The sequence below is a fragment of the Dankookia sp. GCM10030260 genome, assembly GCF_042666655.1.
Lineage (GTDB): Bacteria > Pseudomonadota > Alphaproteobacteria > Acetobacterales > Acetobacteraceae > Paracraurococcus.
In genome coordinates, this window is sequence record NZ_JBHTDE010000005.1 from 138,822 (window position 1) to 163,139 (window position 24,318).

General features: G+C 73.0%; 22 protein-coding genes. 11 read left to right on the forward strand and 11 right to left on the reverse strand.

Going from position 1 to position 24,318, the window contains the following annotated elements; all coding sequences use genetic code 11:
- Positions 1–63: 63 nt before the first annotated feature.
- The 8 genes from ACFQS7_RS18160 to ACFQS7_RS18195 form a co-directional block, all read right to left on the reverse strand.
- A complete protein-coding gene (locus ACFQS7_RS18160; RefSeq protein WP_380068525.1) occupies positions 64–1,167 on the reverse strand; it encodes an alkene reductase in 1,104 nt (367 codons plus the stop codon).
- A gap of 113 nt (positions 1,168–1,280) precedes the next feature.
- Entirely contained in the window at positions 1,281–2,399 is a 1,119-nt protein-coding gene (ald, locus tag ACFQS7_RS18165; protein ID WP_380068526.1) for an alanine dehydrogenase, read from the reverse strand.
- A gap of 49 nt (positions 2,400–2,448) precedes the next feature.
- Positions 2,449–2,802 (reverse strand): DMT family protein, encoded by a 354-nt coding sequence (locus tag ACFQS7_RS18170; RefSeq protein WP_380068527.1) that lies wholly within the window; start codon positions 2,800–2,802, stop codon positions 2,449–2,451.
- Between the two features lie 195 nt (positions 2,803–2,997).
- Positions 2,998–4,257 (reverse strand): AmpG family muropeptide MFS transporter, encoded by a 1,260-nt coding sequence (locus ACFQS7_RS18175; RefSeq protein ID WP_380068528.1) that lies wholly within the window; start codon positions 4,255–4,257, stop codon positions 2,998–3,000.
- A gap of 94 nt (positions 4,258–4,351) precedes the next feature.
- Complete coding sequence (locus ACFQS7_RS18180) at positions 4,352–5,182, reverse strand: ABC transporter permease (protein WP_380068529.1); 831 nt, start codon at positions 5,180–5,182, stop codon at positions 4,352–4,354.
- The gene (locus ACFQS7_RS18185) at positions 5,179–5,949 is read right to left on the reverse strand and encodes an ABC transporter ATP-binding protein (protein ID WP_380068530.1); all 771 of its coding nucleotides are present in this window, start codon (positions 5,947–5,949) and stop codon (positions 5,179–5,181) included. Before ACFQS7_RS18185 ends, ACFQS7_RS18180 begins: the two co-directional genes overlap by 4 nt.
- 55 nt (positions 5,950–6,004) lie before the next feature.
- On the reverse strand, positions 6,005–7,192 hold the full coding sequence (locus ACFQS7_RS18190; RefSeq protein ID WP_380068531.1) for a hypothetical protein: 1,188 nt from the start codon (positions 7,190–7,192) through the stop codon (positions 6,005–6,007).
- Complete coding sequence (locus ACFQS7_RS18195; RefSeq protein ID WP_380068532.1) at positions 7,177–8,232, reverse strand: hypothetical protein; 1,056 nt, start codon at positions 8,230–8,232, stop codon at positions 7,177–7,179. Before ACFQS7_RS18195 ends, ACFQS7_RS18190 begins: the two co-directional genes overlap by 16 nt.
- Before the next feature lie 53 nt (positions 8,233–8,285).
- Here ACFQS7_RS18195 and ACFQS7_RS18200 point away from each other — a divergent pair, with 53 nt between their 5' ends.
- From ACFQS7_RS18200 to ACFQS7_RS18215, 4 genes are all read left to right on the forward strand, one after another.
- Complete coding sequence (locus ACFQS7_RS18200) at positions 8,286–9,014, forward strand: metallophosphoesterase family protein (protein ID WP_380068533.1); 729 nt, start codon at positions 8,286–8,288, stop codon at positions 9,012–9,014.
- Positions 9,015–9,176: 162 nt separating this feature from the next.
- Positions 9,177–10,559, forward strand: a complete 1,383-nt coding sequence (locus ACFQS7_RS18205; protein ID WP_380068534.1) for a bifunctional heptose 7-phosphate kinase/heptose 1-phosphate adenyltransferase — start codon at positions 9,177–9,179, stop codon at positions 10,557–10,559.
- A gap of 333 nt (positions 10,560–10,892) precedes the next feature.
- The gene (locus tag ACFQS7_RS18210) at positions 10,893–12,539 is read left to right on the forward strand and encodes an arylsulfatase (RefSeq protein ID WP_380068535.1); all 1,647 of its coding nucleotides are present in this window, start codon (positions 10,893–10,895) and stop codon (positions 12,537–12,539) included.
- An 85-nt stretch (positions 12,540–12,624) separates the two neighbouring features.
- Complete coding sequence (locus ACFQS7_RS18215; RefSeq protein WP_380068536.1) at positions 12,625–13,629, forward strand: HAD family hydrolase; 1,005 nt, start codon at positions 12,625–12,627, stop codon at positions 13,627–13,629.
- Between the two features lie 9 nt (positions 13,630–13,638).
- Here the strand turns inward: ACFQS7_RS18215 and ACFQS7_RS18220 are convergent, their stop codons facing one another.
- Both ACFQS7_RS18220 and ACFQS7_RS18225 read right to left on the reverse strand, forming a co-directional pair.
- Positions 13,639–14,748: an enolase C-terminal domain-like protein gene (locus ACFQS7_RS18220; RefSeq protein ID WP_380068537.1), complete on the reverse strand. Its 1,110-nt coding sequence runs from the start codon at positions 14,746–14,748 to the stop codon at positions 13,639–13,641.
- 55 nt (positions 14,749–14,803) lie between these two features.
- Complete coding sequence (locus ACFQS7_RS18225) at positions 14,804–15,178, reverse strand: hypothetical protein (RefSeq protein WP_380068538.1); 375 nt, start codon at positions 15,176–15,178, stop codon at positions 14,804–14,806.
- A 138-nt stretch (positions 15,179–15,316) separates the two neighbouring features.
- Between ACFQS7_RS18225 and glk the strand changes: the two genes are divergently transcribed.
- The 5 genes from glk (at position 15,317) to ACFQS7_RS18250 (ending at position 20,296) form a co-directional block, all read left to right on the forward strand.
- Positions 15,317–16,243 carry a glucokinase gene (gene glk, locus ACFQS7_RS18230; protein ID WP_380068539.1) on the forward strand — a complete coding sequence of 309 codons (927 nt, stop codon included), beginning with the start codon at positions 15,317–15,319 and terminating at the stop codon, positions 16,241–16,243.
- A 57-nt stretch (positions 16,244–16,300) separates the two neighbouring features.
- On the forward strand, positions 16,301–16,789 hold the full coding sequence (locus ACFQS7_RS18235) for a winged helix-turn-helix transcriptional regulator (RefSeq protein ID WP_380068540.1): 489 nt from the start codon (positions 16,301–16,303) through the stop codon (positions 16,787–16,789).
- Positions 16,782–18,116: an MATE family efflux transporter gene (locus ACFQS7_RS18240; RefSeq protein ID WP_380068541.1), complete on the forward strand. Its 1,335-nt coding sequence runs from the start codon at positions 16,782–16,784 to the stop codon at positions 18,114–18,116. Before ACFQS7_RS18235 ends, ACFQS7_RS18240 begins: the two co-directional genes overlap by 8 nt.
- Before the next feature lie 79 nt (positions 18,117–18,195).
- Entirely contained in the window at positions 18,196–19,329 is a 1,134-nt protein-coding gene (locus ACFQS7_RS18245) for a 2OG-Fe(II) oxygenase (RefSeq protein ID WP_380068542.1), read from the forward strand.
- 34 nt (positions 19,330–19,363) lie between these two features.
- The gene (locus tag ACFQS7_RS18250) at positions 19,364–20,296 is read left to right on the forward strand and encodes a 3-hydroxyacyl-CoA dehydrogenase family protein (protein ID WP_380068543.1); all 933 of its coding nucleotides are present in this window, start codon (positions 19,364–19,366) and stop codon (positions 20,294–20,296) included.
- Between the two features lie 139 nt (positions 20,297–20,435).
- Here the strand turns inward: ACFQS7_RS18250 and ACFQS7_RS18255 are convergent, their stop codons facing one another.
- Positions 20,436–21,608, reverse strand: a complete 1,173-nt coding sequence (locus ACFQS7_RS18255) for a M20 aminoacylase family protein (RefSeq protein WP_380068544.1) — start codon at positions 21,606–21,608, stop codon at positions 20,436–20,438.
- Between the two features lie 98 nt (positions 21,609–21,706).
- Here ACFQS7_RS18255 and ACFQS7_RS18260 point away from each other — a divergent pair, with 98 nt between their 5' ends.
- Together ACFQS7_RS18260 and ACFQS7_RS18265 are read left to right on the forward strand one after the other, a co-directional pair.
- A complete protein-coding gene (locus ACFQS7_RS18260; RefSeq protein ID WP_380068545.1) occupies positions 21,707–22,888 on the forward strand; it encodes a hypothetical protein in 1,182 nt (393 codons plus the stop codon).
- 34 nt (positions 22,889–22,922) lie between these two features.
- The gene (locus tag ACFQS7_RS18265) at positions 22,923–24,317 is read left to right on the forward strand and encodes an acyclic terpene utilization AtuA family protein (protein ID WP_380068546.1); all 1,395 of its coding nucleotides are present in this window, start codon (positions 22,923–22,925) and stop codon (positions 24,315–24,317) included.
- Position 24,318 lies beyond the last annotated feature (1 nt).

The following is a 24,318-nucleotide window of genomic DNA, read 5'->3' on the forward strand; positions in this document are numbered from 1 at the left end:
CCCCACGCCGAGCCCGGAAAGATAGAAGGGGGCGCGGGGGGAATGCCTCCCCCCGCTGCTTGCTTACGCGGCCTGCCGCGCCAGCGCCGGGTAATCGGTATACCCCTTGGCACCGCCGCCGTAGAGCGTGTCCTTGTCCAGCGCGTTCAGCGGCGCCCCGGTCCGCAGCCGCTCCACCAGATCCGGGTTGGCGATGAAGGGCCGGCCGAAGGCGACCAGGTCGGCATGGCCCGCGTGCAGCGTCGCCTGGGCCAGGTCCAGGTCGTAGCCGTTGTTGGCCATGTAGGCGCCGGCGAAGGCCTGGCGCAGCGCCTGGAAGTCGAAGGCGGCATTGTCGCGCGGGCCGCCGGTGGCGCCCTCGACCACGTGCAGGAAGGCCAGGCCGAAGCGGTTCAGCTGGGCCACCACGTGGTCGAACAGCGGCTGCGGGTCGCTGTCGGCGATGTCGTTGGCCGGGGAGACCGGGGAGATCCGGATGCCGACGCGGTCGGCGCTCCAGGCCCCGACCACCGCCTCGGTCACCTCCAGCAGGAAGCGGGCGCGGTTCTCGATGCTGCCGCCGTAGCCATCGGTCCGCCGGTTGGTCTCGTCCTTGAGGAACTGGTCGATGAGGTAGCCATTGGCGGCATGGATCTCGACCCCGTCGAAGCCGGCCGCCTTGGCGTTCAGCGTGGCATGGCGGTAGTCCTCGACGATGCCGGCGATCTCGGCCGTCTCCAGCGCCCGGGGGGTGACGAAGTCCTGGAAGCCGGCCTCGGTGAAGGCCTTGCCCGCCGGCTTGATGGCCGAGGGCGCGACCGGCAGGCCGCCATCCGGCTGCAGGCTGGGGTGGGAGATGCGGCCGACATGCCAGAGCTGCAGCACGATCCGCCCGCCGGCCCGGTGGACGGCATTGGTCACCTGCTTCCAGCCCTCGACCTGCTCGGCATTGTGGATGCCGGGGGTGAAGGCATAGCCCTGGCCCTGGCGGGAGATCTGCGTGGCCTCGGCGACGATCAGCCCGGCGGAGGCGCGCTGGGCGTAGTATTCGGCATTCATCGGGCCGGGGATCCCGCGGCTGCCGGTGCGGCTGCGGGTCAGCGGCGCCATGACGATGCGGTTGGGCAGGGCAAGCGGGCCGAGCGGGGTCGGCTGGAACAGGTCGGCGGAAGCGGTCTCGTGCGGCATGGGGAAGCCCTTCTATTGTGCGTTGCACAAGAGCTGGGGCGGCCGGGGAGTTGCAAACAGGGCGGTTCGGCGCATGGCGGCCATCCGGATGCCGGATGGGAACCGCCCGCGTTTCAACCGCCGAGCACCTGCGAAAGCGGCAGCACCTCCCGCCCCAGCGCCGCAGCCACCGCCGGGTGGACGATCCGCCCGGCATGGACGTTCAGCCCCTGGGCCAGATGCGGGTTCCCCGCGAGCGCCGCCGGGAAGCCCTTCCCCGCCAGTTGCAGGGTGAAGGGCAAGGTCGCGTTGTTCAGTGCCAGGGCGCTGGTGCGGGCGACGGCGCCGGGCATGTTGGTGACGCAGTAGTGGACCACGCCGTCCACCAGATAGGTCGGCTCGGCATGGGTGGTGGGGCGGGAGGTCTCGAAGCAGCCGCCCTGGTCGATGGCGACGTCCACCAGCACGCTGCCCGGCCGCATCCGGCCGACCATGGCGCGGGTGACCAGCCGCGGCGCCGCGGCGCCGGGGACGAGGACGGCGCCGATCACCAGATCGGCCTCGGTCACCGCCTGCTCCACCGCATCGGCGGTGGCATAGAGCGTGGCGACGGCGCCGCCGAATTCGCGGTCCAGCGCATCCAGCACCCGGGGATTGCGGTCCAGCACGGTGACCCGCGCGCGCATCCCGGCGGCGATGCGGGCGGCATTCGACCCCACCACGCCGCCGCCCAGCACCGCGACGCGGGCCGCCGGCACGCCGGGGACGCCGGAGAGCAGGATGCCGGCGCCGCCCGCCTCCTTCTCCAGGCAGCGGGCGCCGACCTGCACCGCCATGCGGCCGGCGACCTCGCTCATCGGCGCCAGCAGCGGCAGGCCGCCCTGGGCGTCGGTCACGGTCTCGTAGGCCAGGGCGGTGCAGCCGCTTTCCATCAGCCCCTCCGTCTGGGTGGGATCGGGGGCGAGGTGGAGGTAGGTGAAGAGCAGCTGCCCGGGGCGCAGGCGGCGCCATTCCTCGGGCTGCGGCTCCTTCACCTTCACCACCAGCATGGCGCGCTCGAAGACCGCGGCGGCGCCGGGGGCGATGGCGGCGCCGGCGGCCAGATAGGCCTCGTCGGGGAAGCCGATGCCGGCGCCGGCGCCGGTCTCGACCAGCACCTGGTGGCCCTGGGCGACCAGTTCGCGGACCGAGGCGGGGATCAGCCCGACCCGGTATTCGTGGATCTTCACTTCCTTCGGGACGCCGATCAGCACGTCGTCTTCTCCCCGCGATGGCGCCCCGGATGTGGGGCGCGCGGGGGCGTCAATCGACCGGCAGGAAGATGAACACCACGGCAGCGACCAGGCAGAGCATGGCGGCGAGGTAGGTCCAGCGCAGCGGCTCGCCCAGGATCAGCACGCTGAAGCCGGCGAAGACCGAGAGGGTGATCACCTCCTGCATCACCTTCAGCTGCTGCCCGGTATAGGTGCCGGACTCGTAGCCGATGCGGTTGGCCGGCACCGCAAGGCAGTATTCGAAGAAGGCGATGCCCCAGGAGATCAGGATCGCCATCCACATCGCCCAGCCCGGGCGCTTCAGGTGGCCGTACCAGGCCCAGGTCATCAGGATGTTGCTGCCGATCAGCATCAGGGGGGGCAGGAAATGGCTGGGGGTCATGGCGGCTCCTTCGGCACGGCCCGAACGCTAGGGCCAGCGGGAGCGTTGCCAGGTCGGGTCAGGAAGATCGGGGAGGGAAAGGTGTTCCCTCCCCACCCTTCCTTTTTTTGTGGGCTTGGCACCCGCCGCGCGGCAGGTGCCGACTCCCGGAAACAGATGGGGGTCCGGGGGGATACCTTCCCCCGGCCTTCCTTCCTACCGCCGCGCCTCCGGCAGCCGCCACAGCAGCCAGGCCATGATCCCCATCGCCGGCAGCGCCGCCGCCGTGGTCAGCAGGAAGAAGTTGGGCCAGCCCAGCGCCTGGGCCAGCCAGCCGGAACTTGCCCCCAGGGTCCGCAGCGGGACGGCCGCCAGGGACGACAGCAGCGCATATTGCGTCGCGGTGAAGGACCGGTTGGTCAGCAGCGACAGCCAGGTCAGGAAGGCGGCATCCGCCAGCCCGTCGGTGAAGCTCTCGACCCCGACCTGGGCCCAGAGCATCGGCATGGAATGCCCGGCCTGCGCCAGCGCCAGGTACATCAGGTTCGACAGCATCTGGCCGAGCCCGGTCACCACCAGCGCCCGCCGCACCCCGATCACGCCCACCAGCCAGCCGCCGGCCAGCGCGCCGCCGAGCGTGGCGACCATGCCGAAGACGGTGGCCACCGTCGCCACGTCCTCCCGCGTGAAGCCCAGCGACCGGTAGAAGGGCGTGGTCATGATGCCGGCCAGCGCCTCGCCCAGCTTGAACAGCGCGACGAAGAGCAGGATCGCCAGCCAATGCGGCCGGCGCATGAAATCGAGGAAGGGCTCCAGCACCGAGCCGCGCAGCCGCGCCCGCCAGCCCGCCGCGGCGCGCGCCACCCGCGCCGGCTCCGCCGCCAGCAGGGTCGCGGCGATCCCCGGCAGCATCAGCGCCGCGCCGTACAGGAAGGCGCCGGACCAGCCGAAGGGCGCGACCAGCAGCAGGGTCCCGGCGCCGCTGGCCAGCAGCGCCATCCGGTAGCCCCAGACATAGGCGGCGAGGCCGTAGGCCTGGGCGCCGTCGTCCTCGCCCAGCACCTCGATGCGCCAGGCATCCACCACGATGTCCTGGCTGGCCGACAGGAAGGCCACCAGCGCGGCCAGCAGCGCCACCGCCAGCGGGGCGTGGCGCGGGTCGCCGAATCCGACGGCCGCGATGGCGACCACCAGCGCCAGTTGAATGGTCAGCAGCCAGCCGCGCCGCTGTCCCAGCACCGGCGGCCGCACCGCGTCGAGCGCCGGCGACCAGAGGAATTTATTGGCATAGGCCAGGCCGATCAGCGCGGTCAGGCCGATCGCCGACAGCGACAGGTCGCTCTCGGCGAACCACTGCCGCAGCACCTGGCCGGCGATCAGCGGCAGCGGCACGCCGGCCGAAAAGCCGAGGACGAAGAGGATGGGGAAGCGCCGGTCGCGCCAGGACGCGGCGGCAGCGGATGCGGGATCGGCCATGCCCGCCCGCTACCAGACGGCGAGGCCGTCGCCTACCGGAAGCGGCGCGGAATCGCCCGAATGCCGCGGCGACCGGGCGCGCCCATGCACCGGTCTACTCCCCGATGTTCAGCAACGCCCCGCGCATCCGGGCCGACTCGAACTGCCGCATGAAGACCCAGGCCATCGTCGCCATCCAGAAGGCATCCAGCGCAAAGGCGGCGCCCAGGTGCCCCCAGGCGATGCTGCCGTCCAGCAGCGCCGCCCGCATGCCCTCGAAGACATGCGCCGAGGGCAACGAATAGGCCACCGGATGCAGCCAGGCGGGCAGCACCGAGACCGGGTAGAACACGGCGGAAAACGGCGCCAGCCCGAACAGCACCGACCAGGCCAGCGCCTCGGCCCCCGCGCCATGGCGCAGGATCAGCGAGGTGACGCCGAGCGCCACCGCCCAGCCCATCACCAGCAGCGCGGCGAAGAAGGCCACCACCACCGGCCCCATCGAGAACAGCCCGAAGCTGTACAGCAGCCAGGCCAGCAGCACCGCGGGCGACACGCCGATCAGCACCCGGATCACGCTCATCGCCATCAGCCCGGCGACCAGCTCGCGCGGCCTGAGCGGGCTGACGAAGACATGGCCCAGGTTGCGCGACCAGATCTCCTCGAGGAAGGAGATCGAGAAGCCCATCTGGCTGCGCAACGTCACCTCCCACAGCAGGACGCCGCCCAGCAGCATCCCGGCGGCGATGCCGGCGGTGTTGTTCTGCAGCCCGGTCAGGTAGGCGGTGACGAAGCCCCAGACCACCATCTGCAGGATCGGCCAGTACATGAGTTCCAGCACCCGCGGCCAGGACCGGCGGTAGAGCGCCAGGTGCCGGTAAACCAGGCCCCAGATGCGGCGGAACGCGGCCCCCGCGCCGGAACGCCGCGCCGGATCCCCGTTCATGCCGGGATCTCCTCGCGCGACCGGCCGCGGGCGATGTCGAGGAAGACCTCCTCCAGGTCGTCGCGGCCGTATCTGGACAGCAGCTCGGCCGGGCTGCCCTGGTCCACCACCCGGCCCTGCTTCAGCATCAGCACGTGGTCGCAGAGCCGCTCGACCTCGGCCATGTTGTGGCTGGCCAGCAGGATGGCGCAGCCGCTCTCGGCCCGGTAGCGCTCCAGCCAGCTGCGCACCCAATCGCCGGTATCGGGGTCGAGGCTGGCGGTGGGCTCGTCCAGCAGCAGCAGTTCGGGGCGGTTGACCAGCGCCTTGGCCAGCGCGACGCGGGTCTTCTGCCCGGCCGAGAGCTGCCCGGCCGGCCGGTCGAGCAGGTCGGTGAGATGCAACTGCGCCGCCAGCTCGGCGATCCGCCGCTCGGCCTGCGGCACGTCGTACAGGTGGGCATAGACCCTGAGGTTCTCGGCCACGGACAGCCGCGACGGCAGGGCGATGTAGGGCGAGGAGAAGTTCATCCGCGCCAGCGCCCTGAAGCGGTCCCGCGCCATGTCGTGGCCGAGGCAGGCGATCCGTCCACCCGACGGCACCAGCAGCCCCAGCAGCATGGCGATGGTGGTGGTCTTGCCGGCGCCGTTGCCGCCCAGCAGCCCCCAGGTGGCGCCGCGCGGCATGGCGAAGGACAGCCCGTCCACCGCCGGCGCCGCCCCACCCGGATACAGCTTGCTCAGCCCCTCGGCGAGGATCGCGGGGGTGGTCTCGGCGCGGATGTCCATCGGCCGCCATATGCGGGCGCCGGGGCGGCACGCCAACCCGCCATCGGCATTCATCCTATGCGCGCGGCCGCAGCAGCCGCCCTTCGAACAGCGTCACCCCGGCCTCCCAGCCCCAGCCGATCGCCGCCGCGCGGTCGGCGCCGACCAGCACCACGCGCCCCTCCGGCAGCGTCGGCGCCAGCGCCGCCAATTCGGGCGAGAAGGGCAGCCGCAGCAGGTCCACCCCCGTCAGGTCGGGCGGGAAGGCGGCCAGCAGGTCCGGCCCCGGCAGGTCCAGCGCCAGGCGGTAGCCGCGGGCGCGGGCGAAGTCGCGGGCGAAGGCGAAGCCCTCGGCGTCGGCCAGCGCGTCCTCGGCCGGCAGCGCCAGCACCGTCGCCGCCCGCGTCGGCGCATCGAGCAGCGCGTCGAGCCGGAGGAACGCCGTCTCCCCCAGGCTCCCGGCCGCGAGGCAGAGGCCGAGCGGGCCGCGCCGCCGCGCCTCCTCCGGCCGGGCCAGCTCGGCCAGCAGGCGCCGGTCCAGCAGCCGGCGCAGCCGCCGCGCCAGCCAGGGCGCCGCGGCCGGATCCAGCGCCGGGGCGAGCTCCGCCCGCAATTCCGGCCAGGCCAGCCGCCATTCCTCCCATTCCAGCACCGGCGCCGCGCCGCCCCGGGCCAGCCGGCAGACCGGGCGGCGGCGGAGGAAGCGGGCCAGGCCGGCACCGCGCAGCGCCGCCTCCAGCGCCGCCAGCTCCGCCGGCGCGAAGCCGGCCCCGGGCGCCGGCCGCGGCCGCGGCAGCGGCGGCGGCCCCAGCGAATCCTCGACCGCCGCCAGCAGCGCCGCGGCATCGCGCGGCAGGTCGAGCACCGCATGCAGCGGCGCCTCGGCCGCTTCTTCCCCCAGCAGGATGGCCAGCACCGCCTCGGCGTCGCGCAGGTGCCGGCCGCCGGGCGGGGCGACCGCGACCAGGTCGCCGTTCGGCAGCTCGAACAGCCGGCTGCGCACCGGGCGGAGGGCAGGCTCCAGCGCCTCCCGCAGCAGGCGGCGGTGGTGGCCGCGGCGCATCCGCGGGGCAAGCCGGGACAGCCGCAGATGCAGCGCCTGGCGCGGCACCTCGGCCGCAACCGCCTCCCGCACCAGCTGCGCCAGGGCCAGGGCATCGGCCGCGGCGGCCGGCCCGCCGGCCAGCCCCTCCGCCAGCGCCACCAGGCCGAACGGCGCCAGCGCCGGCAGCCGCCCGGCGGCGCGGCTCAGGCCGGCGGCCATCGTGGCTCCCGGGCCAGCAGCAGCCCTGCCGCCCGGGCGAATTCCAGCGCCGCGGGGTCGCGCGCCCCGACCAGCAGCAGCTTCGCCGGGTCGAGCCCGGCCAGGTCCGCCGGCAATCCGGGCGACCAGCGCAGCAGCAGCAGGTCGGCCGGCAGCCGCCGCGGATCGAGCAGGCCGAGCGTCGCCGCCTCCAGCCCCTCCAGCGCCAGGGCCCAGTGCCGCTCGGCCAGGCGGCGGCGCAATTCGGGGAAGCCGGGATCGGCGGCCAGCGCCAGCGGCAGCACCGCGACCGCGCCAGGCAGGGCCGCCGGCAGCGGCAACCGGTCGCGCGCCACGGGGATCAGCCGCAGCCCGGGCAGGTCGCGCGCCCAGGCCGCCAGTCCGGGCAGCAGCCGGGCCGCCATGCGTTCCTCGGCATGCGCCAGCAGGTCGGGGTCGGCGGCCAGCGGGCCGAGCGCCGCGGCGATGGCAGCGCGGTCCAGCCGCAGCCGCGTGCCGCGTATCGCCGCGGTCTGCGCGGTGACCAAGGATTCCGCACGCAGCGCCGCCGCTGCAGGAATGCCGTCCAGGACCTGGTGCAGCCCGGACAGGGGAGGCAGGCCCGGCGACGGCGCTGCGGGTGGCGACGGCGCGACGGGCGCCGGCCATTGCCCCGCGGCCCAGGCCAGCACCGCATCGGCATCCCGCGGCAATCGCCAGACCGGCAGGGGGTGCGGGTCGCCGCCCAGGGTCCCGAGCGCCGCCGCGGCCCGCAGCGCGGCGCTGGTCGAGGCGCCGAGCAGCAGGCTGCCGCCGCCGGCCGAGCGCAGCAGCGTGCCGCCGCCGGTCGCCGCGGCATCCTGCAGGATCGCCTCCGCCATCCGCCAGCGGGCCGGGCCCAGCCCGAAGCGGTCGCGCGGCGGCAGCAGCAGCGCCGCCCGGCCACGCGCGCCCGGCAGCGCCGCCAGGACCGCTTCCAGCAGCGGCGCGGTGGCCGCGAGCCGTCCTGCCGGGACCGGCAGCAGGGCGGGAGTCGTCACGGCTGCGGCGGTCACGGTCATGCGCATTCCTTGCGCGGTGCAGTGGGGGCGGAACTCCGCTAAGGTCGCGCCGGATGGTGAACGAAGCCTTAGTCAGCAATCTCCTGGCCCCCGGCATGCTGCCGCAGGGCCTCCGCATCTACGCGATCGGCGACGTGCATGGCTGCGCCGACCGGCTGGGCGCGCTGCATGCGCAGATCGCCCAGGACGCCCGCGCCCACCCGGCCGAGGAGGTCGTGCTGGTGCATCTCGGCGACTATGTCGACCGCGGCGAGGACAGCGCCGGCGTGCTGGAACGCCTGCTCGCCCCTTGCCCCGTCCCGGGGGCGGAGGTGGTGAACATCCTCGGCAACCACGAGGTGATGATGCTGGACGCCTGCGACCCGCGCTCGCCGCCCGGGGCGATGCCCTTCTGGCTGGAGAACGGCGGCACGGAGACCCTGGCCAGCTACCGCACCTCGGCGGAGGACCCGGCACCCTGGGAGGTGATCCCGCGCGAGCACCTGGACCTGCTGCGCGGCTGTGCGCTGCGCTGGGCGGCGGGCGACTACCTGTTCGTCCATGCCGGGGTGCGGCCCGGCGTGCCGCTCGACCGGCAGGACCCCTTCGACCTGCTCTGGATCCGCGAGCCCTTCCTGTCCTTCGAGGGTGACCTGCCGCAGATCGTGGTGCACGGCCATACGCCGGCGACCGTCCCGGCGGTGCGGCCGCACCGCATCGGCATCGACACCGGCGCCTGCTTCGGCGGGGCGCTCACCTGCCTGGTGCTGGAAGGCCAGCGGCTGCGCTTCCTGGAGGCGTGATCCGCCGTAGCGCCATCACATTAATCCTGTGTAATACTTTCTCCCGACGAACCCATCCCGTTCGAATTGAGGTGCCGTGCCTTGCGCCTGAACCCGCGACTGCGCTACCGCAGACGGATGCACGGACCCGCGCCCGCACCCCGTCCTGGCCCACCCGGTCCGTTGTCCAGCGTCCTGTGCGACGCCGTCCGCCAGTTGAAGCGTGGCACCGTCCTGGTGGTCGGCGACGCCATGTTGGACCGCTACGTCTATGGCCGGGTCGAACGCGTCAGCCCGGAAGCCCCGGTCCCGGTCCTGACGGTGGACCGCGAGGTGGCGCTGCCTGGCGGCGCCGGCAACGTGGTGCGCAACCTGACCGCGCTGGGCGCCGCGGTCGCCTTCGTCTCGGTCGTCGGCGACGACCAGGCCGGCAGCGACCTGACCGGCCTCATCGGCGGCCAGCCGGGGGTCGAGCCCTGGCTGCTGGTGCAGGGCGGCCGCGCCACCACCACCAAGACCCGCTTCGTCGCCACCGGGCAGCAATTGCTGCGCGCCGACCATGAGCTGATCGCGCCGATCCATGCCCGGCTGGCCGACCGGCTGGTCCGCATCGCCGGGGACGCCGTGGCGGCGACCGCGGTGATGGTGCTGTCGGACTACCGCAAGGGCGTGCTGGCCGGCGACACCCCGACCAAGCTGATCGCCGCGGCGCGGATCGCCGGCCGCCGCGTGCTGGTCGATCCCAAGGGCGGCAAGCATGCCCGCTACGCCGGCGCCGACCTGATCATGCCGGATGTCGAGGAGCTGGCCGAGGCGACCGGCCTGCCGGTCGGCACCGATGCCGAGATCGCCGCCGCCGCCGCCTCGCTGCGCCGGGCGCACGGCTTCGGCGCCGTGATGGTGATCCGCGGCGAGCCGGGGATCACCCTGGTGACCGGCGACGCCGCCGGCGAGATCGTCCAGCACATGCCAAGCGACGTGGCCGAGCTGGTCGATTCCTCCGGTGCCGGCGACGTGGTGGTGGCGGTGGCCGCGGCCGGGCTGGCCGCCGGCCTGCCGCTGGCGGTGATCGCCCGGCTCGGTGCGCTGGCCGCCGGCATCGTGCTCGGCAAGACCGGCATCGCCGTGGTGCGGGAGGACGAGTTCCTCGAGGCCCTGACCCCCGGCCGGCTGGCGACCCGCAAGATGGCGACGCGGTCCGAGGCCGCCGAGCGGGTCGAGCGCTGGCGCCGGGCGGGCAACCGCGTCGGCTTCCTGGTCGGCAGCGGCACCGGCAGCGACCCGGAGGTGGTGGCCCAGGCGCGCAGCTGGTGCGACCGGCTGGTGGTCGGGCTGGGCGATGCCGACATGACGGCGACGGCGCTGGCGGAGCTGCCCGGCGTCGACCTGATCGCCCGCTTCGGCGGGGAGACGCCGCTGGAGCTGATCCGGCTGCTGCGGCCGGACGTGCTGGTGCAGGACCCGGGCCGCGGGCCCTATGCGGTGCCGGGCGGCGACCTGGTGCAGGAATGGGGCGGCACGGTGCGCAGCACGGTCGTGGCGGCGGAGCCGACCGCGGCGGAATAGGCCGCCGCAGGCGCAGGCCGCGTCGGACAGCGCATCGGCGATCCTGGTCCGCGCGGCGCGATGCGCCGCCTGCCCTTGCCGCAAGACGCCGCGCATCGCGCCTGACCGACCCAGCCTTTTGCCGAATCCGGATAGCCTTCCGCCGGTCGCGCGGCTGCTGCGATACCCTAAGCTCGCACGCGCGGCGCTTCGGTCGGTGACCGTTGCCGCATGCATGTCAGCCCGGCAGCACCGCATCTCGAACGGCGCCGGCGTGACGCATGGGCTGGGATGACGGCGAACCCTCCAGCGGAAGGCAGACGCGCCATGGCAGCGGGCACGATACCGAAGGACTTGCTGAGCCGATCACTGACGGCGCTCGGCGCGCTGCTGGTCACGACGTCGCTCGGCGCCCAGCCGGCGCCGGCGCCCGCAGCGCCGGCGGCGAAGCCGCCGAACATCCTGGTCATCATGGGCGACGACATCGGCATCTGGAACATCGGCGCCTATCACCGCGGCCTGATGGCGGCACGCACGCCGAACCTCGACAGGCTGGCCGCCGAGGGGATGCTGTTCACCGACTACTACGCCGAAGCCTCCTGCACCGCCGGCCGCGCCAATTTCATCACCGGCATGCTGCCTGTGCGCACCGGGCTGACGACGGTCGGCCAGGCCGGCGCCACCGTCGGCATCCCGGACGAGGCGCCCACCATCGCCACCGCGCTCCGCGCGCAGGGCTACGCCACCGGCCAGTTCGGCAAGAACCACCTGGGCGATCTCAACCGGTATCTGCCCTGCCTGCATGGCTTCGAGGCGTATTCCGGCTACCTCTACCACCTCGACGCCATGGAAGACCCGTTCTGGCATTCCTACCCGCAGGCGCTGCGGGACGTGGTCGGGCCGCGCAACGTGGTGAGCTGCACCGCGACCGACACCGAGGACGCGACCGAGCAGCCGCGCTGGGGCAAGGTCGGCAAGCAGCGCATCGTCGATGAAGGCCCGCTGCCGCCGCACCCGATGCCGGGCATCCAGTACAGCATGGAGACCTACGACGAGGTCATCCGCGACAGGACGATCGGCTTCATCGACACGGCGGTGGCGGCGAACAAGCCGTTCTTCGCCTGGATGAACCCGACGCGTGCGCACATCATCACGCATCTGTCGCCGAAATACGCGGCGATGCGGACGGCCGAGAATGGCTGGTACACCAACGAAGCCGCCATGGCGCAGATGGACGACAACATCGGCGCGGTGATGGACCACCTGAAGTCGAAGGGGCTGGACCAGAACACCATCGTCGTCTTCACCACCGACAACGGCACCGAGAACTTCACCTGGCCCGATGGCGGCAACACGCCCTTCGCCGGCGGCAAGGGCACCGCCATGGAAGGCGGCTTCCGGGTCCCGGCGATCATCCGCTGGCCGGGCAAGGTGGCGCCGGGCACGGTGCAGAACGGCCTGATCTCGGGGCTCGATTGGTTCCCGACGCTGGTCGCCGCCGCCGGCAACCCGAATATCACGCAGCAATTGCTGGACGGGCGCGAACTCGGCGGCAGGACCTACAAGGTGCACCTGGACGGCTACGACCAGACCGCGATGCTGACCGGCCGGGGCCCGTCGACGCGCAACGAGATCTTCTATCTCACCGAGAGCACGGTCAGTGCCGTGCGGCTGGGCGACTGGAAGTATCGCCTGACCGACCAGCCCGATGGCTGGATCGGTTCGACGCAGAAGCTCGATGCGCCGCTGATCACCAACCTGCGGCTGGACCCGTTCGAGCGCATGCAGTTCACCAGGGGCCGGGATGGCGCCTGGGGCTATGGCATGGATTTCTATGTCCATGAATTCTGGCGCTTCGTCTTCCTGCAGCAGGAAGTCGCCAAGGCGATCGAAACCTTCGTCGCCTACCCGCCGATGCAGCGTGGTGCATCCTTCAACCTGGCAGCCGTGAAGGCCCAGGTCGAGGCGGCGGTCGAGGCGGCACGGCGCGGACGCCAGTAGCGCCCGACCCGCATCGGAATGCCGCCGGCGCGCACCCCGCGCCGGCGGCAGCCATCCCGCATCCGTCCGGAGGAACACGGCAACCATGCCGCATCGCATCCCCGCCATCGGCCGCCGGACGCTCGCCGCGGCGGCCCTCGCCCTTGCCGCCGCGCCGGCCGCGGCGGCGGGCGATCCGCTGCCCGCCTGGCGCGACGGCGCGGCGAAGCGCGGCATCCTCGACTTCGTCGCCCGCACGACGCGGCGTGGCGCCCCCGGCTACCTGCCCCCCGCCGAGCGTATCGCCGTCTTCGACAACGACGGCACGCTCTGGGTCGAGCAGCCGCTCTATACCCAGTTCGCCTTCGCGCTCGACCGGCTGCGCGACCTCGCCGGGCAGGACCCGGGCCTCGCGGCGCGCGAGCCGTTCAAGGCGGCGCTTGCCGGCGACCTCGCCGCTGTGCTGGCGGGCGGCGAGAAGGGCCTGGCCGAGATCGTCGCCGTCACCCATGCGGGCATGTCGCAGGAGGCCTTCGCCGGCATCGTCACGCGCTGGCTCGGCACCGCGCGGCACCCACGCTTCGACCGGCCCTACACGAGGCTGATCTACCAGCCGATGCTGGAGGTGATGCGGCTGCTGCGGCGGGCCGGCTTCGAGGTCTGGATCGTCACCGGCGGCGGCCAGGAATTCGTCCGCGCCTTCAGCGCCGCGACCTACGACGTGCCGATCCGGCAGGTCGTCGGATCGGTCGGCAAGACCGAATTCCGCCTGCTGCCGGAGGGCCGGTCCGAGCTGTTCCGCCTGCCGGCGATCGTGGCGGTGGATGACGGGCCGGGCAAGCCGGTCGGCATCGGGCACGCCATCGGCCGGCGCCCGGCGCTCGCCTTCGGGAATTCGGACGGCGACATCGAGATGCTGCAATACACGACGACCGGGCCGGGACGCCGGCTCGGGTTGATCCTCCACCACGACGACGCCGTGCGTGAATACGCCTACGACCGCGGCAGCCATGTCGGCCGCCTCGATCGTGGCCTGGCCTTGGCGCCGGATGCGGGCTGGACGGTGGTCTCGATGCAGCGGGACTGGCGGCGGATCTTCCCGCCAGGCTGAGCCGCCGCGCTATTCCAGCACGGCGATGGTCTTGCGCTTGATCAGGTCGAAATCGATCTCGGCGCCGAGGCCGGGGCCGGTCGGCGCGTGCACAAGCCCGTCGCGGCCGACCTCGATCTCCTGCGCCAGCCCGTACTTGTGGGCGCCGTCCGGCAGCAGCACCTCGAAGTAGCTGGTGTTGCGGATGGCGCAGGCGACATGCAGGTTCGCCACGTTGTTCAGCGAATTGCCGCCGTGGTGGATCTCGTAGGTCATGCGGAAGGCCTCGGCGAGATGCGCGGTCTTCACCAGGGTGGTGATGCCGCCCTTCACCGCGACGTCGCCGCGGAGATAATCGGTCGCCTGCAGCATGATCCAGGGGGCATAGGATTCGAGGCCCGCGGCCGGGTATTCCGTTGCCATGATCGGGATGTCCAGCTTCTGCCGCAGCTTGACGTAGTTGGTGATGTCCTGGTCGTGCAGCGGGTCCTCGTACCAGAGGAAGCCGAGCCGCTCGATCGCCCGGCCGACCCTGATGGCTGCGGGGAAGTCGTAGGACCAGGTCGAATCCAGCATGAGGGTATAGTCGTCGCCGACGGCGCGGCGCACCGCCTCGCAGACCTTGATGTCGGTGGCGGGATGCTGCGGCGGGTGGATCTTGTAGGCGGCCCAGCCATGGTCGCGGAAGGCGACCGCCTCGGCCGCATAGGCCTCCGCGCTGTCGAGCACCTGCGAGCTGGCATAGGCCGGGATGCTGTGCCGCGTGGTCCCCAGCAGCCGGTGGATCGGCATCCCCGCCGCCTTGCCGGCCAGGTCCCACAAGGCGACGTCCACCGCGCCGATCGAGCGCACCGAGATCAGCCGCGACATGGGCCAGAGCTTCGCGTTGATCGCCTCCCGGTCCAGCGGGTCGCGGCCCATCAGCAGCGGCTTCAGGAAGCGGATCAGCCCCGGCCCGTCATTCGCCGCGGTATGGGTGGCGGAGCCGAGGAAGGCATGGCCGGTGAGGCCGCTATCGGTGCCGATCGTCAGCAGGCCGAGGGCGGAGGCGCCGGTCTCCAGCTTCGCCGCGGCGTGGTAGCGGGTCGGCGGGATGCCGTCCCAGCCGAACAGCGTGAGCGAGACATGGTCGATCTTCATGGCGGCGTTCCCTTCCCCTTCGGCGGCAAGGGTAGGGGAGAGCGCGGCCCGGCGGCTACAGCAGCTTCACCATGGCGCCGACCAGCATGCTGCCGAGGCGGATGGTCATGCGGTGTTGGAGGCCGCGCGGCCCGGCTTTCCGCTCGGTGCGGAAGGCCTGGAGTTCGGCGCGCATCTCGGCACGCAGGGCCTGTATGTCGGCGCGCGGGGCAGCCTCGGTTGCGGTGATGCGATTATCGAGGCGGGCCTCGCTCTCCTTCAGGACATGCCGCAGTGCGGTCTTGCTCTCCTTCACGTCGCGCCGGGTTGCCAGGTCCTCGCGGAAGGTATCCGCGATGGCCGCAGCCGGCCCTTCGGCCTGCGCGGTGGCGAAACCGGCCTCCTCCAGGCGCCTGGCCCGCTTCGGGGTGTCGAAGACCATCGCGTCCATGCTCGTGACGCCAGGGCACCGATCCGTCCTGGTTCAACGCCGAAGGGCGGCACCGCCCTCCCTCACATATGGGTTCCGCGTGCATTTCCACCTTCGCCGCACTGGCCCCATGGGGCCTCGTCCCGCCAGAGTAGCAGGATGACCACGCTCCTCGCCGATATCGGCGGCACCAATGCCCGCTTCGCCCTGTTCGACGGCGCCACCCACACGCCGCCCGAGCACATGCCGCTCACCGGCTTCACCGGCATCGCCGCCGCCATCGCCGCCTATCTCGGCGACCGCCCCGCCCCGGCCGCCGCGGTGCTGGCCGTCGCCGGGCCGGTGGACCGCAACCGCGTCACCCTGACCAACCGCGGCTGGGTGGTCGATGGCGCCGAGGTCGCCACGGCGCTCGGCATCGGCCAAGTGCGGGTGGTGAACGACTTCGCGGCGCTGGCCTGGTCGCTGCCGCACCTGGCCGGGCCCGACCTGCACCCGCTCGGCGGCGGCACGGCCGAGGCCGGCGCGCCGATCGCCGTGCTGGGCCCAGGCACGGGTCTCGGCGTCGGCGCCTTCCTGCCGCCCGACCGCGTCCTGGTGACCGAGGGCGGCCATGCCAGCCTCGCCGCGCACGACGCGCGGGAGGCCGCGGTGGTGGAATGGCTGCGCGCCCGGCATGGCCATGTCTCGGCCGAGCGCCTGCTCTCCGGCCAGGGGATCGAGAACATCCACGCCGCGCTGACCGCGCTCGACGATGCCGGCACCATGCCGCTGGATGCCGCCACCGTCACCGCACGCGCCCTGTCCGGGGAATGCCGCACCTGCCGGGAGGCGCTGGAGATGTTCTGCGCCCTGCTCGGCGGCGTCGCGGGCGACCTGGCGCTGCTCTATGGCGCCAAGGGCGGCGTCCATGTCGCGGGCGGCATCTGCCCGCGCTTCCCGGCTTTCCTCGCCGCCTCCCGATTCCGGGCGCGGTTCGAGGCCAAGGGCCGCTTCAAGGCCTGGCTGGCGCCGATCCCGTGCTGGCTGATCCTGCGACCGGATGCGGCGATGCTTGGCCTCTCGGCGCTGGCCCGGCAGGGATAGCTTGCATCGCGCAAGCTGGAATGCTTGCATGACGCAAGTCAGCAAGGACGCTTCGGGATGGGCCGCACCGATTTCACCCGCATGCGCTGTCCCGTGGCCCGCTCGATGGCGGTGCTCGGGGAGCGCTGGGCCATGCTGGTGCTGCGGGAGGCCTTCTACGGCACCACCCGGTTCGACGAGTTCGAGCGCCATCTGGGCATCGCACCCAACATCCTGTCCGCCCGGCTGCGCGACCTGACCGCGCACGGGCTGCTGGAGAAGACCCCCGGCCCCGGCGCCCGGCACGAATACCGCCTGACCGAGAAGGGCCACGACTTCTTCCCCGCCTATCTCGCCTTGAAGGCCTGGGCCGACCGCTGGATGTGCGGCCCGGACGGCCCCGCCGTGCTGCTGGAGGAAGCCGCCACCGGCCGCCCGGTGCAGGCCAGGCCGGTGCTGTCCGCCGCCGGCACCCCGCTGCGGCCGGAGGATATCCGCGTGCTGCCCGGCCCCGGTGCCGGCGAGGCGCTGCGCGCCCGCTTCGGTGGGGAGGCGTCTCATGGCTGACGGCACCATCGCCGCCGCCCCGCCGCTGGGGGTGGTGATGCGCCGCGTCCTGACGCTCGCCGCGCCGACCACCCTGGTCGCCGCCGTCCAGGCGATGTGCCAGCTGGTGGAGCCCTGGCTGGCGGCGCGGCAGGGCACTGCGTCGCTCGCCGGCTGGGCGGTGGTGCTGCCCTTCGCCCTGCTGTTGCAGCAGATGTCGACCGGCGCCATGGGCGGCGGCGTGGTCTCCGCCATCGCCCGGGCACTGGGCGCCAGGCGGCAGGAGGAAGCCGCGGCGCTGGTCATCCATGCCGTGGTCATCGCGCTCGGCTTCGGCCTTGCCTTCGCGGTGCTGCTGGCCGGCTTCCCGCGGCAGATCCTGTCGCTGATCGGCGGGCCGGAAGCGGCCGCGGCCGCCGCCGGCTACTGCGCCTGGCTGTTCGGCGCCGGCGCCGTCCCGGCCTGGCTGGCCAATACGCTGGCCTCGGTGCTGCGCGGCGGGGGGCGGCATGCGCTGGCGTCCCGCGTGCTGCTCATCGCCTGGCTCTCCTACCCGCCGCTCGCCTGGGCGCTGATGGAGCCCGCCGGGCTCGGCCTGCCCGGGGCGGGGATGGCCTTCGCGCTGGTGATGGCGGCGGCGACGGTCGGCATGGCCGTGGTGGTGCTGCGGGGCGGTGCCGGCTTCCGGCCGACGCTGCGGGTGAAGCTGCAGCGGGCGCTGTTCGGCCGCATCCTGTCGGTCGGGCTGATCGCCTGCGTCATGGCGACGATCGCCAACCTCACCACCATCCTGGTCACCGCGCGCATCGCCGCCTACGGCGCCGCGGCGGTGGCGGCCTATGGCGTCTCGGCCCGGCTGGAATTCCTGATGGTGCCGCTGGCCTTCGGCGTGGGCTCGGCGCTGACCGCGCTGGTCGGCCGCGCGGTCGGGGCGGGGGACTGGGCGACGGCGCGGCGCACCGCCTGGGCCGGGGCGCTGATGGCCCTTGCCGTGACGGCCAGCGTCGGGCTGGCGGTGGCGATCTTCCCGGGGCCCACGGCCCGGGCCTTCAGCGGCGACCCGGCGGTGGTCGCCATCGCCACCAGCGCGCTGTCGATCATCGGCTGGGCATTGCCGGGCTTCGGGGTCGGCATGGCGCTGTACTTCGCCGCCATGGGCGCCGGGCGGATGCGCGGGCCGGTCGTCGCCGCATGCTCCCGCATCGTGCTCGCGGTCGGTGGCGGCTGGGTGCTGGGGGATTGGCTGGGCTTCGGCCTGGAAGGCCAGTTCGTCGCCGTCGCGCTCGGCATCTCCGCCTATGGGCTGATCACCGCGGCGGCGGTGCGGCCGGGGGTCTGGTCGGCCTGACCGCCGTATCTCAACCATTGGTTCCCGGCTGCGGGCGATCCGGTCTAGATGGAGCCCGACAATGCCCGGGTGAGCCCTCATGTCCGAAAGCGCCGCCGAGATCCAGCCGCCTCGCCCAGGCGAGCCGGCCCCCTGGTTCCATGCCGCCTCGGGCGTGAACCCCCGATTCGCCATCTCCAGCGTCGCCGGCCGCTACACGCTGCTGGCCTTCGTCGGGCCTGCCGGCGGCCGGCCGGCGGCGGCCACGGCCCAGTCCATGCAGGCGCTCTGCGCCGAGGGTATGCTCGACGACGCCAATCGCTGCGCCTTCCTGGTGACGCTCGGGCCGCTGGCGCCGGACCGGCCGAAGGACGTGATCCCCGGCCTGCGGGTCCTGGCCGATACCGCCGGCGAGGCCTACCGCGCCTACGGCCTGCTGCGGCCCGCCCCGGATGGCGGCAGCCCGATGATCCACCGCTGCGCCTTCCTGCTCGACCCGTTGCTGCGGGTGGTCGCCGCCTGCCCGCTGGAACGGATCGCCGAGCTGGTGGCGCTGCTGCGGCGCCAGCCGCCGCCGCACCTGCATGCCGGGCAGGAGACGCCGGCCCCGGTGCTGCTGCTGCCCCGGGTCTTCGAGCCGGAGCTCTGCCAGGTGCTCATCGGGCTGTATGCCAGGACCGGTGGCCAGGAGAGCGGCACCATGGTGGAGCGCGACGGCAAGACCATCGGCGTCCACGACCACAGCCAGAAGCGCCGCTTCGACTGCCTGATCGAGGAGGAGGACCTGCAGGCCACCATCCGCGCCCGCATCTCGCGCCGGCTGGTCCCGGAGATCAGGAAGGCCTTCCAGTTCGAGGCGACGCGGATCGAGCGCTACATCATCGCCTGCTACGACGCGGCGACGGGCGGGCATTTCGCGGCCCATCGCGACAACACGACGCCGGGCACCGCGCATCGGCGCTTCGCGGTCACCATCAACCTGAACGACGACTTCGACGGCGGTGAATTATGGTTTCCGGAATTCGGCCCGCGCCGCTACCGGCCGCCGGCGGGCGGCGCCGTCGTCTTCTCCTGCTCCCTGCTGCATGAGGCGACGCCGGTGACGCGCGGCACGCGCTATGCGGTGCTGCCCTTCCTCTACGACGCCGCCGCGGCGAAGATCCGGGAGGCGAACCTGGCATCGCTCACGCCGCCGGCTCCGCCGCCCCTCGCCGGGGCTGCCGCGCAGCGCTAGCCTCGGGGGAAACAATCCCGAGGAACGCCCCGCCATGACAAGCACCCCCGCACGCGGCCACGCCGCCATCATCGGCTTCGGGCTGATGGGCTGCGACATCGCCGCCATCTTCCTGGCCGGCGGCTGGCGGGTGACGGCGGTGGAGCCCGACCGCGCCGCCTGGCCGGCGCGGCTCGACCGCGTCACGCTGTCGCTGTCGCAGCTCGGCGGCGCGGCGCGGCGGGTGGATGCGCTGGACCTGGTCGCCTCGCTCGACGATGTCGGCTTCGCCGACGCCGACGTGGTGATCGAGGCGGTGCCCGAGAAGCTGGAGATGAAGCGCGCGGTCTTCGCCGAGCTCGACCGGCTGGTGCCGCCCGGCATCCCCATCGCCAGCAATGCCTCGGGCTTCCGCATCACCGACATCGCCGCCGGCTGCGCGACGGCGGCGCGGATGGCCAACCTGCACTTCTTCCTGCCCGCCCATCTCGTGCCGGGGGTCGAGGTGGTGAAGGGCGAGCAGACCGCGGACGCCACCTGCGAGAAGCTGGCGGAGATCATGGCCGGGCTCGGCCGGGTGCCGATCCGGGTCGCCCGCGACGTGCCGGGATTCCTTGCCAACCGCATCCAGCACGCCATGGTGCGGGAGGCCTTCAACTGCATCGACGAGGGCCTGGCGAGCGCGGAGGACGTCGACAAGGCGGTGCGCTTCACCTTCGGCATGCGGATCATGGGCGCCGGCCCGATCCTGCAGAAGGAGCTGGCGGGGCTGGAGACGCAGGTCGCCGCGGCGACGACGATCTACCCGTCGCTCACCAACCGCACCGCGCCGGGGCCGACCATCATGGGGCTGGTCGAGGCCGGCAAGCTCGGCGCCAAGACCGGCGAGGGGTTCTGGCACTGGACGCCCGAGAGCACCAGGGAAGCCCGGGCGAAGTACGAGCGGATGCTGCTGGCGGCGCTGGAATTGCTGAAGCGGGAGGGGTGAGGCAAGGCCAGGGAGGAAGTATCCTCCCTGGCCCCTCCTCTATTTTTCTGAGTCGGTATTCGCCGCGCGGCGAGTGCCGACACACAAAAAGGAAGGGTGGGGTTCGGTGAGGGAATACTCTTCCCTCCCCGACCTTGCTTCAGCCCCGCGTCAGTTCCTGCTCCACCAGCGTGGCGAAGTAGCTCGCCCCCACCGGCAGCATCGCGTCGTTGAAGTCGTACTTGGGGTGGTGCACCGGCACGCCGCCCTTGTCGGTCCCCTGCTGGCCCATCATCACGAAGCAGCCCGGGCGCGCGAGCAGCATGAAGGAGAAATCCTCGCCGCCCATGATCGGCGGGCTGTCCTGGATGACGCGTGTGTCGCCCAGCACCTTGGCCGCCGCCAGCGCGGCGCGGCCGGTCTCCGCCACGTGGTTCACGGTGGGCGGATACAGGCGGGAATAGACCACCTCGGCCGTCGCCTCGTGCGCCGCCGCGGTGCTCTCGGCGACCTGGGCGATCAGCCGCTCCATCATGTCGCGCGTCTCCGGCCGCAGGGTGCGGACGGTGCCCTTGAGCTCCGCGACGTCGGGGATGACGTTCATCGCGCTGCCGGCATGGAACATCGTGATGCTGAGCACCGCGCTGTCCAGCGGATCGGTCCGCCGCGCCACCAGCGCCTGCAGGGCAACCAGCACATGCGCGCCGACCAGCACCGGGTCCACCGTGACATGCGGGCGCGCCGCATGGCCGCCGATGCCGCGGATGGTGATGGAGACCCGGTCGGAGGCGGCGAGGATCACGCCGGGGACCACCCGCGCCTCGCCCAGCGGCAGGGTCGGGTCGTTGTGGATGCCGTAGACGGTGTCGCAGGGGAAGCGGTCGAACAGGCCCTCGTCCACCATCACCTTGCCGCCGCCGCCGCCTTCCTCCGCCGGCTGGAAGATGAAGTGGACGGTGCCGTCGAAATTCCGCGTCTCCGCCAGGTACTTCGCGGCACCCAGCAGGGTCGCGGTGTGGCCGTCATGGCCGCAGGCATGCATCCTGCCCGGCACGGTCGAGGCATGCGGCAGGCCGGTCTGCTCGGTCATCGGCAGGCAGTCCATGTCGGCACGCAGGCCGATGGACCGGCTGCTGCCGCCGTTCCGCAACGTGCCGACCAGGCCGGTGGTGGCGATGCCGCGGGTGACCTCGATCCCCCATTCCGCCAGCTTCGCCGCGACGATGTCGCTGGTCCGCCGCTCCTCGAAGCCCAACTCGGGATGGGCATGGAAATCCTGCCGCCAGGCGGTCATCTCGGCGGCGAAGTCGGCGATGCGGTTGACGATGGGCATGGGAGGCTCCGGCAGGGGCGCCCAGGCAAGCGCAGCGACGGCCCGGTGTCGAGGCAACAGGGCGACAGTCCCGCCGGCGGCGGGCTAGCCTCGCACCCATGAGCCTGCTCGATCGCCTCGGCGTCCCCCGCATCGTCAATGCCTATGGCACCAATACCCGCCTGTCCGGCGGCACCATGGCGCCGGAGGTGCTGGCGGCCATGGCCGAGGCGGCGCGCGTCACGGTCGAGCTGCCGGCGCTGCAGGCCGCCGCCAGCCGGGCCATCGCGGCGGCGACGGGGGCGGAGGCCGGGATCGTCACCGCCGGCGCCTCCGCCGCGCTGCTGCTGGGCGCGGCAGCCTGCATGGCGCGGCTCGACCCCGGGGCGATGAACCGGCTGCCGGACACGGATGGGCTGCCCAACGAGTTCGTCGCCGTGCGCAGCCAGCGCAACATGTACGACCGCGCCATCCGGGTCGCCGGCGGACGGATCGTGGAAGTAGGCATCCCCGACCGCATCAGCGGCCCCGGCGTGCGCGACGCCGCGCCGTGGGAGATCGCCGAGGCCATCGGCCCGCGCACCGCCGGGATCTACTGGCTGGCCGGGCCGAACAGCGAACCGCCGCTGCCCGAAGTGGCCGCCGTCGCCCGGGCACGCGGCATCCCCGTGCTGGTCGATGCCGCGGCGCAGCTGCCGCCGCGGGAGAACCTGCGCCGCTTCCTGGCCGAGGGCGCCGACCTGGTGTGCTTCTCCGGCGGCAAGGCGCTGGGCGGGCCGCAGGCCAGCGGCATCCTGGCCGGGCGGCGCGACCTGGTATCCTCCGCCCTGCTGCAGATGCTCGACCTCGACCTGCCCGAGGCGCAGTTCGTCCCGCCCGTGGAATTCGCGCCTGCGGCGCAGTTGCGCGGCCTGCCGCACCACGGCATCGGCCGCTCGGCCAAGGCGGGGAAGGAGGAGATCGTCGGCCTCATCCTCGCCCTGCAGCGCTTCGCGGCCGAGGACCCGAAGAGCCGCACCGCCCGCTGGACGGCGCGGCTGGAAGCGGTCGCCCGCGCCGCGGCGCCGCTGCCGCTGCGGCTGGTGCCGGACGGCGCCAAGCCCGGCCTGCCGCTGCTGGAATGGCGCCTGCCCGATGCCGCCGCGGCACGGCGGGCGGAGGCCGCGCTGCGCCGCCACGACCCGGCGATCCATCTCGATGCCTCCCGCATCCGGCTCGGCATCCTGGCGGTGAACCCGATCGCGCTTTCGGATGACGATGCCGCGCTGCTGGGCCGGGCGCTGGCCGGTTGCGGCGCCTGACCACCCGGGCGATGCTGCCGGAAAGGGAGCGCCCATGAACGACACCTTCCTGGTCGGCAACGGCGCCGGCTTTTCCGGCGACCGCGTCGATGCGCCCATCCCCGTGGTCCGCAGCCTGGTCGCAAGCGGCCGGCCGGCGGCGCTGTTCTTCGAGACGCTGGGCGAGCGCACCGTCGCCCTGGCGCAGCTGGAACGCCGGCGCGACCCGGAGCTCGGCTACGAGCCGATGCTGGAGCGGCTGCTGGAGCCGGTGCTGCGCGACTGCGTGACGCACCGCATCCCCATCCTCGGCAATTTCGGCGCCGCCAACCCGGCCGCCGCGGCGCGGCTGGTGGCGCGGCTGGCGATCCGGCTCGGCCTGCCGGACTGCCGCATCGCCGTGGTCGGCGGCGACGACGTGAGCAGCAGCATCGCGTTGGACCAGTTGCCGGTGCACGAGGCCGACGACAGCATCGACACCAGGTCGGCCCGCCTGGTCGCCGCCAATGCCTATATCGGCGCCGAGCCGCTGGTCGACGCCCTGCGCCAGGGCGCCGACGTGGTGGTGGCCGGGCGGACCTCGGACCCGGCGCTGGCGATCGCGCCGCTGGTCCATCATTTCGGCTGGGGCTTCGACGACTGGGCGAAGCTGGCGGTGGGTGCCGCCTGCGGCCATCTGCTGGAATGCGGCAGCCAGGTCACCGGCGGCGTGTTCTGGGATCCCGGCTTCAAGGACATCCCCGACCCGGCGAATATCGGCTTCCCCATCGCCGAGGTCACCGCCGATGGCGGGCTGGTCATCACCAAGCCGGCGGATACCGGCGGCCTGGTCGACCTGCGCACCATCAAGGAACAGCTGCTCTACGAGCTGCACGACCCGGCGCGCTACATCACCCCGGACGTGGTGCTCGACATCTCCGGCTGCTCCGTCGAGCAGGTGGGCAAGGACCGCGTCGCGGTGCATGGCCTGCGCGGCCGGCCGCGGCCCGACACGCTGAAGGTGACGGCCTGCTTCGAGGGCACCTGGCTGGGTGAGGGCGAGGTCTCCGTCGCCGGGCCGAATGCGCTGGCCCGCGCCAGGGCCACGGCCGATGTCCTGCAGCAGCGGCTGAAGCTGCGCGGCCTGCCGGTGCGGGCGCGGGTGGACCTGATCGGGATCGGCTCGGTGCTGGACAGCGACGCCGGCACGCTCTGGCGCAGCTACGACGGGCCGGAACCGCCGGAACTGCGCATCCGCCTCGCCGCCGAAGGGCCCGACCGCGACGCGGTGGATCAGGCGGCACGTGAGGTCCTCGCCCTGCTCTGCTGCGGCACGGCGGGGACCGGCGGCGCCCGCTGGCGGCTCACCCCGCGCATCCTGACTCGCAGCTACCTGGTATTGCGGGAACGGGTGCCGACCAGCGTGGTGGTGAAGGCGGCGCGGGAGATGGCGGATGCCATCCCCCGCTGAC

What these genes read in the sequence shown, in the direction of transcription:
- ACFQS7_RS18160 (WP_380068525.1), bottom strand. Translation starts at nt 1,167, where the DNA reads ATGCCGCACGAGACCGCTTCCGCCGACCTGTTCCAGCCGACCCCGCTC.
- ACFQS7_RS18170 (WP_380068527.1), bottom strand. Translation starts at nt 2,802, where the DNA reads ATGACCCCCAGCCATTTCCTGCCCCCCCTGATGCTGATCGGCAGCAAC.
- ACFQS7_RS18175 (WP_380068528.1), bottom strand. Translation starts at nt 4,257, where the DNA reads ATGGCCGATCCCGCATCCGCTGCCGCCGCGTCCTGGCGCGACCGGCGC.
- ACFQS7_RS18180 (WP_380068529.1), bottom strand. Translation starts at nt 5,182, where the DNA reads ATGAACGGGGATCCGGCGCGGCGTTCCGGCGCGGGGGCCGCGTTCCGC.
- ACFQS7_RS18185 (WP_380068530.1), bottom strand. Translation starts at nt 5,949, where the DNA reads ATGGACATCCGCGCCGAGACCACCCCCGCGATCCTCGCCGAGGGGCTG.
- ACFQS7_RS18190 (WP_380068531.1), bottom strand. Translation starts at nt 7,192, where the DNA reads ATGGCCGCCGGCCTGAGCCGCGCCGCCGGGCGGCTGCCGGCGCTGGCG.
- ACFQS7_RS18195 (WP_380068532.1), bottom strand. Translation starts at nt 8,232, where the DNA reads ATGACCGTGACCGCCGCAGCCGTGACGACTCCCGCCCTGCTGCCGGTC.
- ACFQS7_RS18200 (WP_380068533.1), top strand. Translation starts at nt 8,286, where the DNA reads ATGGTGAACGAAGCCTTAGTCAGCAATCTCCTGGCCCCCGGCATGCTG.
- ACFQS7_RS18215 (WP_380068536.1), top strand. Translation starts at nt 12,625, where the DNA reads ATGCCGCATCGCATCCCCGCCATCGGCCGCCGGACGCTCGCCGCGGCG.
- ACFQS7_RS18220 (WP_380068537.1), bottom strand. Translation starts at nt 14,748, where the DNA reads ATGAAGATCGACCATGTCTCGCTCACGCTGTTCGGCTGGGACGGCATC.
- ACFQS7_RS18225 (WP_380068538.1), bottom strand. Translation starts at nt 15,178, where the DNA reads ATGGACGCGATGGTCTTCGACACCCCGAAGCGGGCCAGGCGCCTGGAG.
- glk (WP_380068539.1), top strand. Translation starts at nt 15,317, where the DNA reads ATGACCACGCTCCTCGCCGATATCGGCGGCACCAATGCCCGCTTCGCC.
- ACFQS7_RS18235 (WP_380068540.1), top strand. Translation starts at nt 16,301, where the DNA reads ATGGGCCGCACCGATTTCACCCGCATGCGCTGTCCCGTGGCCCGCTCG.
- ACFQS7_RS18240 (WP_380068541.1), top strand. Translation starts at nt 16,782, where the DNA reads ATGGCTGACGGCACCATCGCCGCCGCCCCGCCGCTGGGGGTGGTGATG.
- ACFQS7_RS18245 (WP_380068542.1), top strand. Translation starts at nt 18,196, where the DNA reads ATGTCCGAAAGCGCCGCCGAGATCCAGCCGCCTCGCCCAGGCGAGCCG.
- ACFQS7_RS18250 (WP_380068543.1), top strand. Translation starts at nt 19,364, where the DNA reads ATGACAAGCACCCCCGCACGCGGCCACGCCGCCATCATCGGCTTCGGG.
- ACFQS7_RS18255 (WP_380068544.1), bottom strand. Translation starts at nt 21,608, where the DNA reads ATGCCCATCGTCAACCGCATCGCCGACTTCGCCGCCGAGATGACCGCC.
- ACFQS7_RS18260 (WP_380068545.1), top strand. Translation starts at nt 21,707, where the DNA reads ATGAGCCTGCTCGATCGCCTCGGCGTCCCCCGCATCGTCAATGCCTAT.
- ACFQS7_RS18265 (WP_380068546.1), top strand. Translation starts at nt 22,923, where the DNA reads ATGAACGACACCTTCCTGGTCGGCAACGGCGCCGGCTTTTCCGGCGAC.